This window comes from Salinilacustrithrix flava (assembly GCF_041228405.1).
Classification (GTDB): domain Bacteria; phylum Actinomycetota; class Acidimicrobiia; order Acidimicrobiales; family Salinilacustritrichaceae; genus Salinilacustrithrix; species Salinilacustrithrix flava.
Genome location: NZ_CP133888.1, coordinates 1837101 through 1851544, shown reverse-complemented (window position 1 = coordinate 1851544; position 14444 = coordinate 1837101). Strand labels below are relative to the sequence as shown.

Here is a 14444-nt window from a genome sequence, read left to right as displayed (position 1 = left end):
CCATCGCCGGGAAGTCACCGTGCCGACGGGGCAGCCATCAGCAAGGCTGCCGCGGTGTTCTCTCTCGACGGTCGACGCACGCTCGTCACCGGGGCAAGCACCGGCATCGGCCGGGCGATGGCCGGTGCGCTCGCCGCTGCGGGCGCAGAGGTGGTGCTCGTGGCACGAACCCCGGCGGACCTGGAGCGTGCAGCCGACGAGATCGGCGAGCGCGCCAGCTGGACCGTCGCCGACGTCGGCGACGAGGGGCAGATCGACCACCTCTGCGGCCAGGTGGGCGACATCGACATCGTGGTCAACGCCGCCGGCGTCAACCTCCGCCCGCCGATGCGGGAGCTCACCACCGACGACTGGGCGACCACGATGGCGGTGAACCTGACCGCGCCCTTCCTGCTCGGCCAGCGACTGGCACCGGGCATGGTCGAGCGAGGCTGGGGTCGCATCCTGCACGTCGGCTCCCAGCAGTCGTGGCGGGCGTTCGGGAACAGCGGCGGCTACGGCGCGTCGAAGGCCGGGCTCCTCGGCCTGACCCGCTCGCAGGCCGAGGCCTGGTCCCCCGCCGGCGTCACCGTGAACTGCGTGATCCCCGGTTTCGTCCGCACGGCCATGACCGAGCGCATCTTCGTCGAGGAGCCCGAACGAGCCGAGGCACTCGCGGCCCGCACCATGGTGGGCCGCAACGGCACGCCCGGGGACTTCGCCGGCATCGCGGTGTTCCTCTGCTCCGACGCCGCCGCCTTCGTCACCGGGCAGGCCATCGCCGTCGACGGCGGCTTCTCCGCCACCTGACGCCTACCGTGGCGGTGTGGCTGCCTCCCTCCGGCCGGTGCTGGATGTCCTCCGCTGCCCCGACTGCGGCGCAGCGCTGGAGCCGGCGGGTCCGGATGCCGTCACCTGCCGCGCCGGTCACCGCTTCGACCTGATCGCCGGCCGGGCGCCAGACCTGGTCCGGGCCGTGGTCCAGCGCGACACGCCGGGACAGCGAGCGATGCGGTTCCGACCCCTGGTCTCGATCTACGAGTCCATCTGGCGCCCGCTGTTCACCCGCCTCGCCGGCGGCACCGATCCCGCCGCGGAGACCGACCAGCTGATCGAGTGGCTCGAGCCCACAGTGGGTGCGACCGTCCTCGACCTGGCCTGCGGGCCGGGCAACACCACGCGCCGGCTCGCCGCCGGGCTCGACGGCGCCTCCGTCGTCGGGCTGGACCTGTCCGTACCGATGCTCGAGCAGGCGGTGCAGGCCACGCCGGACAGCTCCTCCATCGGGTTCGCCCGGGTCGATGCCCACACCTTGCCGATCGGCGACGCGACCGTCGACGTGGTGCACTGCGCCGCTGCCCTCTACCTCTTCGGCGACCCAGCTGCGGTCATCGACGAGGTGGCGCGTGTCGTGCGGCCGGGAGGCAGGTTCATCGGCATGACCCTGGTCGCACCGCTGCAGCCGCTCGGGAGCATCGGCCGCACAGCCGAGCAGGCCTTCGCCCGTCTCTCGGGGTTGCGGTACTTCGGAGCCCGGGAGCTCGAGGAGATGTGCAGCGCCGCCGGCCTGGAGGGCTTCTCCGCCCGGTCGAAGGGCGGCGCGCTGCTGTTCGTCGCCGAGAAGCCAGGCAGCTGACCCCGCAGCGCCGCCTACCCGACGAAGTCGTCGTAGCTGGCGTCGAGCTCGGCCGTGGAGTACTGCCGGAAGGCGATCATCGTCGTGGTGTCGATCACCCCGTCGAGCTTGGAGATGCGCTCCGTGACGACGGTGGCGATCGCCTCGTGGTCGGGCACGGCGAGCACAGCCACCAGATCGAACCCGGATCCGGCGACCGAATGGGCCTCCCGCACACCCTCGGTGTCGGCCAGCGCGTGGCCGAGCTCGGTGATGGCGTCGGGGCGGGCCTGGATCAGCACGAAGGCGGCGAGCACGTCGTCGAGGCTAGGCGCCCGGACCCGGGGACGCCCCCGGTCGCTGCCCGGGGCTGGACAGCCGCACCGGTCGGGCGCATGCTCGTGGCAGAGCCGCTCGGCACACGAGGGCCGAGCATGACGGGGGGAGGCTGCGATGCGCCGCTACCTGGTCGTTGCCCACAAGACGCTCGGCGGCGCGCACCTGGTCGAGCACCTGCGCGAGCTGCGAGCAGCGCATCCGGGCTGCCGGTTCCACCTGGTGGTGCCGATGCACCACCCGGACCACGCGTGGACCGAGGGTGAGGTGCACGCGGGGGCGAACAAGACCCTGGACGAGATGCTCGAACGGTTGGCGTCGATGGGGATGGGCGCCACCGGCGAGGTCGGCGACGCCAACCCGGTCTACGCCGTCGGGGTCGTCCTGCGCCGGGAGGGTGCGGGCACCTTCGACGGCCTCGTGCTGTCGACGCTCCCGCGCGGGATCTCCCGCTGGTGGCGCTTCGACGTCCCCCGCCGCATGGCCGCGGCGTACCCCGACCTCCCACTCACCCACCTGGTGTCGGAGGAGGCGCTGGTCTGACGTCGGGGCTCAGCTCGTCGGCGTAGGAGTGGTGATGCGGTTCAGCAGGTCGACGAGCATGGAGGCGGTGGCACCCCAGATGGTGTCCCCGACGATCTCGAAGAAGTGGATCGGCCGGTCGATGCCCGGGAGGCCCCAGCGCTCCTGGCGGTACGCCTCCGGGTCGAGCAGGTCGGCCAGGGAGACGTGGAGGATGGCGTCGACCTCGTCGGGGTTCGGTGCCAGCCGGGGCCGGCCGGGCAGCACACCCACGTAGGGCACGATCGAGGAGCGGCTGGTGACCGTGGCGAGGTGGTGGAGCTCGCCGACCTGCTCGACGGAGGCAGGGTCGAGCGCGACCTCCTCGTGGGCCTCCCGGAGCGCGGTCTGCCACGGGGTCTCCCCCGGCTCCTGCTTGCCACCCGGGAAGCTGACCTCTCCGGTGTGGGAGCGCATGTGCCAGGCCCGACGGGTGAGCACCACGTGGGTCTCGCCGTCGTGCTCGTAGAGCGGAGCGAGCACCGCCGAGCACCGGCTGGTCAGGCCCTCCACCGGCGAGCGACGGGCTTCGGGGCCTGCCGCCAGCGCGGCACGCACCTGGTCCAGGCTCGGATGGCGGTGGTCCTCGGGCAGCGACGCCCAGGACGGCGGCCCTCCGGGCCGGGTGCCCGGCGGTCGGGGGATGCGCTGGGGCCCGCCCCGGCTCACGGTCGGCGAGGGTGCCGGGGCTGGCGCACGGTCAGCCGAGCACGTCACCGACGGTCTCACCGCCGCCTTCGGAATCGGCGACGATGCCCTCGAGCAGCTGGCGCATGCCGTGCATCTTCAGCTGCTTCATGAGCTCGCCCGGGGGGATCTCACCCTTCTCCCACTCCATCCAGTGGTCGAGGAGCTTTTCGGGGTTCGGCGGGGGGATCTCCATACCGGACCGAGGCTAGCCACGCCCCGGGCGAAAACGGCGAGTGCCGGGCCACTCGGGCCCGGCACCGTCGGATCTGGGTCGATCAGGGGGAGGGGGCTAGAAGCCCATCCCGCCCATGCCGCCCATGCCGCCCATGTCGCCACCGCCGGGCATCGCCGGCTCGTCCTCGGGCTGGTCAGCGACCAGGCACTCGGTGGTGAGGACCATGGCTGCGATGGACGCCGCGTTCTGCAGCGCCGCACGCGTGACCTTGGCCGGGTCGATGACGCCGGCCTTGACCAGGTCGACGTACTCGCCGGTGGCGGCGTTGAAGCCGCTCGTGCCGGTCTCGCGCTCGACGGCCTCGACCACCACGGCGCCTTCGAGGCCGGCGTTGACGGCGATCTGACGGGCCGGGGCGGCCAGCGCGGTGTACACGGCGCGAGCGCCGGTCTGCTGGTCCTCCTCGAGGCTGTCGATCACCTTCTGCACGGCAGCGCGGGCCCGGAGCAGGGCGGTGCCGCCACCGGCGACCACGCCTTCCTCGATGGCTGCACGGGTCGCCGAGAGGGCGTCCTCGATGCGGTGCTTCTTCTCCTTGAGCTCCACCTCGGTGGCTGCACCCACGCGGACCACGGCGACGCCGCCGCTGAGCTTGGCGAGGCGCTCCTGGAGCTTCTCGCGATCCCAGTCGGAGTCGGTGTCGTCGATCTCGCGCTTGATCTGCTCGATGCGGCCGGCGACGTCAGCTTCGGAGCCGCCACCCTCGACGATCGTGGTGTCGTCCTTGGTGATGATCACCTTGCGGGCGGTGCCGAGCAGGTCGAGGGTCGTGCTCTCGAGCTTGAGGCCGACCTCTTCGGAGATGACCTGGCCACCGGTGAGGATGGCCATGTCCTGCAGCATCGCCTTGCGGCGCTCGCCGAAGCCGGGGGCCTTGACCGCAGCGGCGGTGAAGGTGCCACGGATCTTGTTCACCACGAGCACGGCCAGGGCTTCGCCCTCGACGTCCTCGGCGACGATCACCAGCGGCTTGCCGGACTGCATGACCTTCTCGAGGACCGGGAGCACGTCCTGGACCGAGGAGATCTTGGAGCCGTAGAGGAGGATGTAGGGGTCCTCGAGGACGGCTTCCTGGCGCTCCGCGTCGGAGACGAAGTACGGCGACAGGTAGCCCTTGTCGAACTGCATGCCCTCGGTGAACTCGAGGTCCATGCCGAAGGTGTTGGACTCCTCGACGGTGACCACGCCGTCCTTGCCGACCTTGTCGATGGCGTCGGCGAGGATCTCACCGATGGTCGGGTCGGCAGCGGAGATGGCGGCGACCTGAGCGATCTCGCTCTTGTCGTCGATCTCGTTGGCCTGCTCGGCGATCGAGTCGACCGCAGCCTTGACGGCGGCCTCGATGCCCTTCTTGAGCTGCATCGGGGAGGCGCCGGCGGCCACGTTGCGGAGGCCTTCGTGCACGAGCGACTGGGCCAGCACGGTGGCGGTGGTGGTGCCGTCGCCAGCGATGTCGTTGGTCTTGGTGGCCACCTCCTTCACCAGCTGGGCGCCCATGTTCTCGAACGGGTCCTCGAGCTCGACCTCACGGGCGATGGACACGCCGTCGTTGGTGATGGTCGGTGCGCCGAACTTCTTCTCGAGCACGACGTTGCGGCCCTTGGGGCCGATCGTCACCTTCACGGAGTCGGCCAGGCGGTTGACGCCGGCCTCGAGGGAGCGGCGAGCTTCGTCGCCGAACTTCAGGATCTTTGCCATGTGTGAGTCTTTTCCTTACTTGACGATGGCGAGCACGTCGCGGGCGTTCAGGATCAGGAGATCCTCGCCGCCGGAGGCGATCTCGGTGCCTCCGTACTTGCTGTAGACGACGGTGTCGCCGACGGAGACGTCGACGGGGATGAGCTCACCGGACTGCTCGGAGCGCTTGCCGGGGCCGACGGCCAGGACCTCGCCCTGCTGGGGCTTCTCCTTGGCGGTGTCGGGGATGACCAGGCCGCTTGCGGTGGTCTCTTCGGACTCGCTCGGACGGACGACGATGCGGTCCTCGAGGGGCTGCAGGTTCATCGGGGACGCCTCCATGGGTGACGCGTTAGCACTCGGTACGGACGAGTGCTAACGGTAACGGACCGGGCTGGCACTCGCAAGACGAGACTGCTAACCAGCGGTCACCCGATCCGCTTCACCAGGCAGGTGGCCGACCCGAACGTGACCAGATCGCCGTCGAGCAGGCTGAGGGCACCGGCCATCGGGTTGCCGTTGATGTTGGTGCCGTTGGAGGAGCCGAGGTCCTCGAGCTCGAGCCCGCCCCGGTCGCCCCGCAGCACGGCGTGGTGGCGCGACACCGTGTCGTCCTCGAGCACCAGGTCGGCCTCCGGGGCCCGCCCGATCTCGGCGGGCAGCGCGCCCACCACCAGCGTCGTCCCCCGCGCCGGTCCGCTGAGCACCACGAGCACGGCGTGCGGCAGCGGCGGGTCGCCGTCGAGCAGGTCCGAGAGGCGGAGCTGCTGGATGGGGAGGACCCCGGTCAGGTCCTGTGCATCGTCGTGGTCGCTCACAGCGCTCCTCCCTCGGATGAGGTTCGGGTCACTCCGTATCCGCTCCGGCGTCGGCTGACCACCGCAGCTCCCGCTGGCGCCGGCGAGCGGACGCCACGTCGACGAGGCCGCGCTCGATGAGCCAGTCGATGGCTCGACCGCCCTCGCGGGCGAGCATGAACCGACCCCACGCCTCCGCCGCTGCCGTGCGGGCCACGACCTCACGGAACCGCCTCAGGCCACCCCGGCCCCGGTAGGCCTCGAGCAGGCGGACCACGACGTCCTCCCCCACCGACGCGAGCTCGTCGGAGGCGAGGAAGTCGTCGATGTCCTCCCGCGGCTGGGCCTCCCGCGGGATCAGCACGTGCACGCCCTGCACCAGCCGGGGCAGGTCCTCGTCGTCGTCGACCCCGAAGTACAGGACCGCGCCGGTGCGCGGATCGAACCACCAGTCGCCGTCGGGGTGCGCGTCGTTGCGGGCCAGGACGAGCGACTCGAGGTCGACGACGTCGATGTCGAGGGGGGAGTCGGGCACGGGCCGACGGTACCCCGGCCCCTCGGCGGGTAAAGGTGGGGTCCCGCGAACGAAGGAGACCCCGATGGGTTTGATGAACAAGGTGAAGAAGCTGGCATCGAAGGAGAACGTCGACAAGGCCAAGGGCCTGGCGGCGAAGAACGCCGACAAGATCACGGGGACGGTCGAGAAGGCGACGTCCACGATCGACCAGAAGACCGGCGGCAAGTACCGCGACAAGCTGGACAAGGTCGAGGACTCCGTGGCCCGCAACCTCGACAAGGTCAAGGACGAGGGTGACGATCCCGGCACCGGCACCGCCGACGGCACACCTCCGGGCGGACCGGCCGGCCCGACCCGCTAGCGCAGCTCAGGCGGCGGGCGACCCCAGGCCCAGGCCCGGGTCGGCACCCGTGTCGAGCGGCGATTCACCCGCCCGCTGCAGCTGCCACCACCCGGCCGCGGCGACCATCGCCGCGTTGTCGGTGCAGTTGGCGCGATCGGGGAGGTAGGCGGCGAGCCCGTCCTCCGCGCACACCGTGAGGATCTGCTCGCGCAGGCGGGAGTTGGCGGCCACGCCACCTCCGATGCTGATGCCCTTCGCGCCCACGTCGGCGGCGGCGCGCCGGGTCTTGGTGACGAGCACGTCGACCACGGCCTCCTGGAACGACGCGGCCACGTCCTCGGCGCTGACGTCGGGGTGCTTGCGCACGTGGTTCACGACCGAGGTCTTGAGCCCGGAGAAGGAGAAGTCGTAGGGCCGGTCGGGCAGCGCCCGGGGGAAGGCGATGGCCTCCGGGTCTCCGTCGAGGCTGATGCGGTCGATGACCGGGCCGCCCGGGTATCCCAGGCCCAGGTAGCGGGCGACCTTGTCGTAGGCCTCGCCGGCGGCGTCGTCGATGGTGCCGCCGAGCACCCGGTAGCTGCCCTCGGCCTCCCAGTGGACCAGCATCGTGTGCCCACCGGACACGAGCAGCACCACGACCGGCAGCTCGAAGGTGGGGTCCTCCAGCATCGACGAGTACAGGTGGGCCTCGAGGTGGTTCACGGCCACGAAGGGCACGTCCCAGACCAGGGCGAGCGCCTTGGCCGCCGACACGCCGACCAGCAGGGAGCCGACCAGGCCGGGTCCGTAGGTGGCGGCGACGGCGTCGATCTCGGCATCCGCGATGCCGGCCTGCACGATGGCCTCGGCGATCACCGGGTTGAGCATCTCGACGTGGGCGCGCGAGGCGATCTCGGGCACGACCCCGCCGAAGCGGGCGTGGCGGTCGATCTGGCTGGAGATCACCGACGAGAGCTGCATCCGCCCGTCGCGCACGACGGCGGCTGCGGTCTCGTCGCACGAGCTCTCGATGCCGAGCACGGTCCGCACGGTCGAGAGGTCTCGGGTGGGCTGGTTCACGTCGCCTCCCGGAGGGTGGGGGTGGGCAGCGCCTGCTCGATGGCCTGGAGCCGGGCGCGGTAGTCGGGGGTGTCGATGTCGGTGGCCCACATGATCAGGGCGTCCTCGTTGGCGTCGGAGTAGTAGTTCTTGCGCACGCCGGCGGGCACGAACCCGAAGCGCCGGTACAGCTCCTGGGCGGCGACGTTGGAGACCCGCACCTCGAGCGTGAGCGCCTCGGCGCCCTCCTCGAGGCCCCGGCGGACCAGCTCCAGCATCAGCCGGGTGGCGATGCCGCGGCGGCGGTGGTCGGGGTCGACGCCGACGTTGGTGACGTGGCCGTCGCCGGCCACGAGCATCAACCCGGCGTACCCGACGATCTCCGTGCCGACCCGGGCGATCAGGTAGGCCCGGGACTCGGTGTAGCGCAGCTCCGACAGGAACAGGCTCAGCGACCACGGCCGCGGGTTGGCCAGCTCCTCGATGCGCAGCACACCACGCAGGTGGCGGCGCCGCATGGGGCCGATGCGGACCGGAGCCGACGCGGCACGACGGTCGTCGAGCTCGTGCATGACCATGGTCAGCGGGCCTCGCCGGGCGTGAGGCCCTCGCGGGTGCTCCAGTTGATCTCGGCGTCGGGCGGGCGCAGGTACAGGGGCTCGAGCTGCCAGGGCTGGACGAAGTCCTCCCGGATCGCCTTGGCGTGGGCCAGCTGCACGAGCGAGGCGGCGTTGGGGTGGGCAAGGTGCTGCTCGGCGACCTCGACCCGGATGATGCGGTCGAGCTCGTCGGCGTAGCGCAGCCCACCGTCGCCGACGATGAGGTAGTCGCTGTCGGTGGCCTCCAGGTCGGCCCGCAGGTCGTCCGGGGAGGCCACGACGGGCTCGCCCAGGCGCTGCACGCCGCCGGGCGTGGGCCGGTAGCGGGCGTAGAACACCTCGCCCCGGCGGGCGTCGATGACCGCGACGATCTCCCGCGACGTGTGGCGGACCGGCCAGGCCAGCAGGTCGAGGCTGGAGATCCCGATCATCGGCACCCGCAGGGCATGGGCCATCGCCTTGGCGGCGGCGATGCCGACCCGGAGCCCGGTGAAGAGCCCAGGGCCGATGTCGACCGCGACGACGGAGATCTCGTCGAGCTCGATGCGGGCCTGGCGCCGGACGAAGTCGATGGACGGGGCCAGGTTCTCGGCGTGGCGCTTGCCGCGGGCCGAGTGCGCCGACGCGAGCACACCCTCGTGCCCGCCGATGGCCGCACCGACCTGCTTGGTCGAGGTGGAGATCCCGAGGATGAGCATCTAGTCCTCCGCCCAGGGCTGGAGCTTCTCGCCGAGGGTGCGGTGTCGAGCCGACCACCGACCGCCGACGCAGCGCAGCTCGAGGTGCCGGTCGTCGTCGCCCTCGCCGTAGCGCAGCGTGATCTCGAGGTAGTCGTTGGGCAGGGCCGGCGCGACCGCGTCGCCCCACTCGATGAGCACGACGCCGTTGCCGTCGAGCAGCTCGGACACGCCGATGTCGTCGATCTCGGAGATGCGCTCGAGGCGGTAGACGTCGAGGTGGTGCAGCACGAGGCGGCCCTCGTAGTGGTGCGCCAGCGTGAACGTCGGGCTCGTGATGGGCTGGTCCACCCCGAGGGCGGCGCCGAATCCCTGCACGAAGGCGGTCTTGCCGGCGCCGAGCTCACCGGCGAGCAGGATCAGGTCGCCCCCGGCGGCCTGCTCGGCGATCGCTCCCGCGAGCGCACGGGTCGCGTCGGCACCGGTGGTGCGGGCGCGCAGGATCATGCCTGGGGTCCGATGCGGACGGCGGCGTCGACGGGGCGCAGCACGCGGGCAACGTTACCGCCGGGGTGGTGGGCGCTCACCAGCGTGTCGACCCCTCAGCCGGACCCGGCGAGGGTGAGGACGGCATCGCTCACCGCGGCGACGGCCAGGTTGCGGACCACGGCGACCTCGGCATCGACCTTCCCCGTCGCCGCGGCAACGAACGCGTCGCCGTCGACGGAGGTGTGCGACGGCGCCACGGACCGGGCGAGCCCGTGGTGCGCGGACTGGGCCAGGAGGTGGCAGGCGACCTTGTCCAGCCGGGCGTTGGTGACCACCACGCCGATCGTCGTGTTCGTGCCGGGCGCACCCCGGGCGAGATCCGAACCCGCCACGCTCCCCTCGGCCACGTCGCCGGGGTCGGCCCCCGGTTCGCCGAACGCGTTCACGGCCACGAGGGCGGCGACGACGAGCCCGTCCCGGCCTCGGCGCGTCGCGGCCACCAGCGCACCCGGTCGCCGGTGCTCCGGGCCGCGCCACTTCGCCACGGTCGCACCGGTGCCGGCGCCGACCAGGCCGGTGCTCACCGCGCCCCCGGTCGCAGCCTCGGCGGCGATCCGTCCGTGCTGGGCGGTCGGTCGCACGGCGGGATCACCGACCGCCAGGTCGTACAGCGACATCCCGACGACGATGGGCACCGGGCCGCCGACGGTCTCGAACCCGACGCCGGCCTCGGCCAGGTGGGCCATCACCCCGTCCGCTGCGGCGAGGCCGAACGCAGAGCCCCCGCTGAGCACCACGGCATCCAGGCGCGTGACCATGCGGGTCGGGTCGAGCAGGGCGAACTCCCGGGTGGCGGGGGCACCGCCGCGGACCTCGCCGGAGGCGACCGTGCCCTCGGGGAGCAGGACCACCGTGCAGCCCGTGCGAGCCTCGGCGTCGGTCCAGTGACCGACCCGCACGCCCTCGACGTCGGTGACCATCAGGCCGGGGCCTCCAGGCCGCCGAGGTGGTGTCGGGCCACGCGGGGGCTGACGGCGCAGGTGATCTCGTAGCCGATGGTGTCCACCAGCAGGGCCAGCTCGGTGGCGCTGACCTCGTCGTCCCCCTGGGCGCCGATGAGGACGACCTCGTCCCCGACGGCCACGTCGCCGCCCGCTCCGACGTCCACCACGAGCTGGTCCATCGTGACGACGCCGACGATCGGGCACCGCCGGCCGCGGATGAGCACGACGCCCCCGACGAGGCCGAGGCGCCGGCGGTAGCCGTCGGCGTACCCCACCGGCACGGTGGCGACCACGGTGGCCTCCTCGAAGACGTGGCGGTGCCCGTAGGAGACGCCCTCGCCGCGCGCCACCGGCTTCACGAAACGGACCTCGGAGGTCCAGCGCATGGCCGGTCGCAGCGGTGCGACCCCGGAGAGCACCGGCGACGGGGGGATGCCGTAGACGGCGATGCCGGTGCGGACCAGGTCGAGGTGGGCGCGTGGGTGCAGGAGGGCGGCGGCCGAGTTGGCGGCGTGGCGGACCCCGGGGTCGATGCCGGCCCCGTCGAGCGCGGCGAGCACCCCCTCGAACCGGTCGATCTGCACGCCGGTGCCGGGGTTCCCGGGCTCGTCGGCCACCGCGAGGTGGGTCATGGTGCCGGCGAGCGCCAGGTGCGGGTCCTCGACGATGCGGCGGGCCAGATCGACCGCCTCGTGCGGCTCGCACCCGACCCGGCGCATGCCGGTGTCGACCTTGAGGTGGATCCGGGCCGGCCGCGCGCCCAGGGCGCGGGCGCGCTCGGACACGGCCTCGAGGAACGCGGACCGGTAGCCGACGAGGTGCAGGTCCATCGCCAGCGCGTGGTCGAGGGTGTCGGTCGACGTGTCGCACTCGCTCAGCACCAGCACGGGGGCGTCGATGCCCGCGGCGCGCAGCGCGCGGGCCTCCTGCACCTGGGCCACGCCGAGCCAGCTCGCGCCGGCGTCCAGGGCCGCCCGGGCGACGGGGACGGCGCCGTGCCCGTAGCCGTCGGCCTTCACGACCGCGCACACCTGAGCGCCTGCAGCGTGATCGGCGAGCACCCCGACGTTGTGGGCGACGGCATCCAGGTCGATCTGGGCGACCGACCCGCCCTGGTCGGGAACAGCGGTCACCGCTCGTCCCCGAGCAGGTGCCCGAGCGCCACCGGGATGCCATCGATCACGTCGGAGGCCACCGTGCCGTGGCGGGGTCCGGCCCGGCCGGCGAGGCCGTGCACGTGGGCGCCGACCGCGGCGGCGTCGAGGGGGTCGAGGCCACCGGCGAGGAGGGCGGCGACGATGCCGGTGAGCACGTCACCGGTGCCGGCCGTGGCCAGCCGGTCGTCGCCGGCGCGGACGAGGCGGACCTGACCGTCGGGCGCGGCGACCACCGTCGTCGGACCCTTCAGCAGCACCACCGCGCCGGTGCGCTCGGCGAGGGTCACCACGTCGGCGACGCGGTCGACGCCCGGCCGGTGGCCGGCGAGGCGCTCGAACTCGCCGTCGTGCGGGGTGAGGACGGTGCCGGAGCGCCGCCGGCCGATGACCGACGCCGCCTCCGTGCCGAGCGCCGTGAGGCCGTCACCGTCGACCACCACCGGCACGTCGATGCCGGCGACCAGCGTGCGGATCTGGTGGCGGGTGGCCATGGCGGTGCCCATGCCCGGTCCGACCGCGAGCGCGTGCAGCTTGCCGGGATCCTCGGCGAGCGCGTCAGCCCAGCCGGCCTCCGCCACGTCGAGCGTGACGACCTCGCGCGGCACGTCCGCACCGTGCCCCCCGCCGGGGGTGGCGAGGCGGACCATGCCGGCGCCGGCCCGCTGGGCGGCCTCGGCGGCCATGGAGGCGGCGCCGGTCATCCCCGGGCTGCCGGCCACGACGAGCACCGACCGGTGCCACTTGTGGGCGCCGCTGTCCCGGCGGGGCAGCAGCGCGGCCGCGCCGGCGTCGTCGAGGAGGTGGATCCGGGCGCGGGCCACGTCGAGGCCGATGTCGGCCATGCGGATCGCGCCGGTGTGGGCGGGGCCGTCGCCGAGGAGCAGGCCCGGCTTCAGGGCGGCGAAGGTGACGGTGAGGTCGGCCCGCATGGGCGACCCGACGGCCTCGCCGGTGTCGCCGTGGATGCCCGACGGGATGTCGACGGCGAGGACCAGCGCGGCGCCCGGGTCGGGCGCGTGGTGGGGCCGGCTGGCGCCGGTGCCGAGGGCCGCGTCGATGACCAGGTCGGCGGCCGGCAGCACGTCGGGCGCATCGGCCAGCTCGATCACGTCGGCGCGCACGCCCCGCCGGCGGAGCGTGCGCGCTGCGGAGCGCCCGTCGGCGCCGTTGTTGCCCGGGCCGGCCAGCACGACCACCCGCATGCCGTAGCCCCCGCCGAGCAGGTCGAGGGCGGCACGGGCCACAGCCGCGCCCGCCCGGTCGATCAGGACGTCGACCGGTTCGGGCGCGTCGGCGTCGATGGCTTGCATCTCGGCGATCCGGACGACGGGGAGCACCGACCGATCCTGCCACCGGTGGCCGGCCTACGGGTTCCCGGGGGCCCACCGCTACCGTCGTCCGGCTGACGAGGAGGGACCGAGCCCCACATGAGCGACCTGCAGACCACCCACCGCACCACCGTCACCGAGGAGATGATCGACCACCTCGGGCACATGAACGTGCGGTACTACGGCGTGGCCGCCCGGGCCGCGAGCGACGCGGTCGTCCGGGACCTCGGCGGCTCCGGTGACCTGTCGGTCCAGGCCGTGGACATCTACACCCGACACTTCCGGGAGCAGCTGCTCGACGCCCGGCTCGAGGTGCGCAGCACCGTGCTGTCCCACGGCGGCGGCGTCCTGCGCCTCTACCACGAGCTGCGCAACACCGAGACCGACGAGCTCGCCGCCAGCTTCGTGCACCGCCTCGAGGCACGGCACGGCGTCGACCTGGTCGCGGCCTGGCCCCCGGCGGCCGATCTCACCACCGGCGAGATCCCCGAGCACGGCCGACCCCGGAGCATCGCCCTCGACACCGCGCCGCTCGAGACCGCGCCCAGCCTCGACGACGTGCAGGCGGACGCGCTGCTCGCGATGCGGCGCCCCCGCACCATCGAGGGCGACGAGTGCCGCCCCGACGGCAGCTACGACCCGGCCGCCGCGCCCTTCCTGCTGTGGGGCGGCGAGGCCCTGGAGGGCGCCACCGGCCCCACGCTGCACCCCGGTCCCGACGGCCAGCTCGTGGGGTGGGCGACCATGGAGAACCGGATGGTGATCCACCGCCTCCCCCGCCGGGGCGACCGCATCCAGTCCTTCGGCGCCGTGGTGGAGATCCGGGACAAGACCACCCACCGGGTCATGTGGGGCTACGACCTCGACCGCGGCGACCTGCTCGTGGCCTTCGAGGTCGTCGACGTGGCGCTGGACACCGTCAGCCGCCGGGCGGTGACGATCCCCGAGGAGCTGCGCGGCCACGCCGAGGACCGCTTCCGGCCCGAGCTGCTCCCCCGCTGAGTTCGCGGGTCAGCCGAGGGCGACGACCACCGCGCCCGCCGAGGTGGCGGTGTGGGTGAGGCTGAGCTGCCAGGCCAGCACCCCGCGCTCCACGGCGAGCAGCTCGGCCGCGCCGACGACGCGGAGCGACGGCTGGCCGCCGTCGGCCCGGAGCACCTCGACGTCGTGGAACCCGAAGGCACCGAGGCCCACGCCCATCGCCTTCATCACCGCCTCCTTGGCGGCGAAGCGGGCGGCGTAGCGCTCCGTCGGGTCGTTCGCCGTCTCGGCGTAGGCCCGCTCGCCGTCGGTGAACATGCGCGCCCGCATGGACGGCGTGCGCGCCAGCGACACCCGGAAGCGGTCGACGTCGACGAGGTCGATGCCGACACCGAGCACGCCCACCGGGCTCACGACCGGC

The 14444-nt window shown here is 73.1% G+C and carries 20 protein-coding genes; 5 read left to right on the top strand and 15 right to left on the bottom strand.

The features are described 5' to 3' along the window. Nucleotides 1–54: 54 nt before the first annotated feature. Nucleotides 55–789, top strand: coding sequence for an SDR family NAD(P)-dependent oxidoreductase (locus tag RGQ06_RS09315; protein ID WP_432426845.1), 735 nt, complete (start codon nt 55–57; stop codon nt 787–789). 16 nt (nt 790–805) lie between these two features. Then, nucleotides 806–1615 (top strand): class I SAM-dependent methyltransferase, encoded by an 810-nt coding sequence (locus tag RGQ06_RS09310; RefSeq protein WP_432426846.1) that lies wholly within the window; start codon nt 806–808, stop codon nt 1613–1615. A gap of 14 nt (nt 1616–1629) precedes the next feature. Here RGQ06_RS09310 and RGQ06_RS09305 read toward each other — a convergent pair whose 3' ends face one another. Next, nucleotides 1630–1911, bottom strand: a complete 282-nt coding sequence (locus RGQ06_RS09305; RefSeq protein ID WP_432426847.1) for an Lrp/AsnC family transcriptional regulator — start codon at nt 1909–1911, stop codon at nt 1630–1632. 136 nt (nt 1912–2047) lie between these two features. Between RGQ06_RS09305 and RGQ06_RS09300 the strand changes: the two genes are divergently transcribed. Continuing rightward, nucleotides 2048–2473 (top strand): hypothetical protein, encoded by a 426-nt coding sequence (locus RGQ06_RS09300; protein ID WP_432426848.1) that lies wholly within the window; start codon nt 2048–2050, stop codon nt 2471–2473. Nucleotides 2474–2482: 9 nt separating this feature from the next. On the opposite strand, the gene RGQ06_RS09295 is transcribed toward RGQ06_RS09300, so the two are convergent. The 6 genes from RGQ06_RS09295 to RGQ06_RS09270 all read right to left on the bottom strand — a co-directional run bounded on the left by RGQ06_RS09295 (nt 2483) and on the right by RGQ06_RS09270 (nt 6425). Next, nucleotides 2483–3160, bottom strand: coding sequence for an NUDIX hydrolase (locus RGQ06_RS09295; protein ID WP_432426849.1), 678 nt, complete (start codon nt 3158–3160; stop codon nt 2483–2485). A 31-nt stretch (nt 3161–3191) separates the two neighbouring features. After that, a complete protein-coding gene (locus RGQ06_RS09290) occupies nt 3192–3374 on the bottom strand; it encodes a hypothetical protein (protein ID WP_432426850.1) in 183 nt (60 codons plus the stop codon). A 96-nt stretch (nt 3375–3470) separates the two neighbouring features. Continuing rightward, nucleotides 3471–5114, bottom strand: coding sequence for a chaperonin GroEL (groL, locus tag RGQ06_RS09285; RefSeq protein ID WP_432426851.1), 1644 nt, complete (start codon nt 5112–5114; stop codon nt 3471–3473). 15 nt (nt 5115–5129) lie between these two features. Beyond that, nucleotides 5130–5420, bottom strand: coding sequence for a co-chaperone GroES (groES, locus tag RGQ06_RS09280; RefSeq protein WP_432426852.1), 291 nt, complete (start codon nt 5418–5420; stop codon nt 5130–5132). Nucleotides 5421–5521: 101 nt separating this feature from the next. Then, on the bottom strand, nt 5522–5911 hold the full coding sequence (locus tag RGQ06_RS09275; RefSeq protein ID WP_432426853.1) for an FHA domain-containing protein: 390 nt from the start codon (nt 5909–5911) through the stop codon (nt 5522–5524). Nucleotides 5912–5939: 28 nt separating this feature from the next. Next, nucleotides 5940–6425 (bottom strand): hypothetical protein, encoded by a 486-nt coding sequence (locus RGQ06_RS09270; protein ID WP_432426854.1) that lies wholly within the window; start codon nt 6423–6425, stop codon nt 5940–5942. A 64-nt stretch (nt 6426–6489) separates the two neighbouring features. Here RGQ06_RS09270 and RGQ06_RS09265 point away from each other — a divergent pair, with 64 nt between their 5' ends. Then, entirely contained in the window at nt 6490–6768 is a 279-nt protein-coding gene (locus tag RGQ06_RS09265; protein ID WP_432426855.1) for an antitoxin, read from the top strand. A 6-nt stretch (nt 6769–6774) separates the two neighbouring features. On the opposite strand, the gene tsaD is transcribed toward RGQ06_RS09265, so the two are convergent. The 7 genes from tsaD to RGQ06_RS09230 all read right to left on the bottom strand — a co-directional run bounded on the left by tsaD (nt 6775) and on the right by RGQ06_RS09230 (nt 13051). Further along, nucleotides 6775–7809, bottom strand: coding sequence for a tRNA (adenosine(37)-N6)-threonylcarbamoyltransferase complex transferase subunit TsaD (tsaD, locus tag RGQ06_RS09260; protein ID WP_432426856.1), 1035 nt, complete (start codon nt 7807–7809; stop codon nt 6775–6777). Further along, nucleotides 7806–8360: a ribosomal protein S18-alanine N-acetyltransferase gene (gene rimI, locus RGQ06_RS09255; RefSeq protein WP_432430715.1), complete on the bottom strand. Its 555-nt coding sequence runs from the start codon at nt 8358–8360 to the stop codon at nt 7806–7808. Before rimI ends, tsaD begins: the two co-directional genes overlap by 4 nt. 8 nt (nt 8361–8368) lie before the next feature. Further along, entirely contained in the window at nt 8369–9085 is a 717-nt protein-coding gene (gene tsaB, locus RGQ06_RS09250) for a tRNA (adenosine(37)-N6)-threonylcarbamoyltransferase complex dimerization subunit type 1 TsaB (RefSeq protein ID WP_432426858.1), read from the bottom strand. Beyond that, nucleotides 9086–9571: a tRNA (adenosine(37)-N6)-threonylcarbamoyltransferase complex ATPase subunit type 1 TsaE gene (tsaE, locus tag RGQ06_RS09245; RefSeq protein ID WP_432426859.1), complete on the bottom strand. Its 486-nt coding sequence runs from the start codon at nt 9569–9571 to the stop codon at nt 9086–9088. 95 nt (nt 9572–9666) lie between these two features. Then, a complete protein-coding gene (locus RGQ06_RS09240; RefSeq protein ID WP_432426860.1) occupies nt 9667–10533 on the bottom strand; it encodes a P1 family peptidase in 867 nt (288 codons plus the stop codon). Next, entirely contained in the window at nt 10533–11690 is a 1158-nt protein-coding gene (alr, locus tag RGQ06_RS09235; RefSeq protein ID WP_432426861.1) for an alanine racemase, read from the bottom strand. The genes RGQ06_RS09240 and alr overlap by 1 nt, the downstream gene beginning before the upstream one ends. Then, the gene (locus tag RGQ06_RS09230) at nt 11687–13051 is read right to left on the bottom strand and encodes an NAD(P)H-hydrate dehydratase (protein WP_432426862.1); all 1365 of its coding nucleotides are present in this window, start codon (nt 13049–13051) and stop codon (nt 11687–11689) included. The genes alr and RGQ06_RS09230 overlap by 4 nt, the downstream gene beginning before the upstream one ends. A 90-nt stretch (nt 13052–13141) precedes the next feature. On the opposite strand from RGQ06_RS09230, the gene RGQ06_RS09225 reads away from it, so the two are divergent. Then, nucleotides 13142–14044: a hypothetical protein gene (locus RGQ06_RS09225; protein WP_432426863.1), complete on the top strand. Its 903-nt coding sequence runs from the start codon at nt 13142–13144 to the stop codon at nt 14042–14044. Nucleotides 14045–14053: 9 nt separating this feature from the next. On the opposite strand, the gene RGQ06_RS09220 is transcribed toward RGQ06_RS09225, so the two are convergent. Continuing rightward, nucleotides 14054–14428: a holo-ACP synthase gene (locus RGQ06_RS09220; RefSeq protein WP_432427702.1), complete on the bottom strand. Its 375-nt coding sequence runs from the start codon at nt 14426–14428 to the stop codon at nt 14054–14056. Nucleotides 14429–14444 lie beyond the last annotated feature (16 nt).

Bases quoted from the DNA above. Each gene is read 5' to 3' on its own strand.
- RGQ06_RS09225 (WP_432426863.1), top strand. From the start codon at position 13,142: ATGAGCGACCTGCAGACCACCCACCGCACCACCGTCACCGAGGAGATG.
- RGQ06_RS09240 (WP_432426860.1), bottom strand. From the start codon at position 10,533: ATGGTCACCGACGTCGAGGGCGTGCGGGTCGGTCACTGGACCGACGCC.
- rimI (WP_432430715.1), bottom strand. From the start codon at position 8,360: ATGCACGAGCTCGACGACCGTCGTGCCGCGTCGGCTCCGGTCCGCATC.
- tsaB (WP_432426858.1), bottom strand. From the start codon at position 9,085: ATGCTCATCCTCGGGATCTCCACCTCGACCAAGCAGGTCGGTGCGGCC.
- groES (WP_432426852.1), bottom strand. From the start codon at position 5,420: ATGAACCTGCAGCCCCTCGAGGACCGCATCGTCGTCCGTCCGAGCGAG.
- RGQ06_RS09290 (WP_432426850.1), bottom strand. From the start codon at position 3,374: ATGGAGATCCCCCCGCCGAACCCCGAAAAGCTCCTCGACCACTGGATG.
- RGQ06_RS09265 (WP_432426855.1), top strand. From the start codon at position 6,490: ATGGGTTTGATGAACAAGGTGAAGAAGCTGGCATCGAAGGAGAACGTC.
- RGQ06_RS09300 (WP_432426848.1), top strand. From the start codon at position 2,048: ATGCGCCGCTACCTGGTCGTTGCCCACAAGACGCTCGGCGGCGCGCAC.
- tsaE (WP_432426859.1), bottom strand. From the start codon at position 9,571: ATGATCCTGCGCGCCCGCACCACCGGTGCCGACGCGACCCGTGCGCTC.
- groL (WP_432426851.1), bottom strand. From the start codon at position 5,114: ATGGCAAAGATCCTGAAGTTCGGCGACGAAGCTCGCCGCTCCCTCGAG.